This window comes from Isoptericola croceus (assembly GCF_029382255.1).
GTDB classification, from domain to species: Bacteria; Actinomycetota; Actinomycetes; order Actinomycetales; family Cellulomonadaceae; genus Isoptericola; species Isoptericola croceus.
Map to the genome: position 1 here is coordinate 1 of NZ_JARLLG010000407.1, position 262 is coordinate 262.

The following is a 262-nucleotide window of genomic DNA, read 5'->3' on the forward strand; positions in this document are numbered from 1 at the left end:
TGAGGAATCATTTGATATTATGAAAGATGTTGTGTCTATATCTTCTGCAGCAAGAATGAAAGGAAAATTAAAGAGACGATGGCCATTAAATGAAGCACAAATTTGTGTAAGAAAAGGTCAGAAAATTAAACTTGAATCATTATTTGATTTGTTACAATCACAACTAAACATAGAAAAATCTAGTATTGTTGAAACAGAAAAAGAATCAGGATTAGAACAAATTTTAGAATTAAAAAAATTAGGATTGCCTGTTAAAGCAGTT

Annotated in this window: 1 protein-coding gene; it reads left to right on the forward strand. The window is 27.9% G+C overall.

Annotated features, from left to right (window positions below):
* Window positions 1-262: hypothetical protein (locus tag PZC42_RS21720; RefSeq protein WP_277214270.1), on the forward strand; the 262-nt coding region annotated here is incomplete at both ends.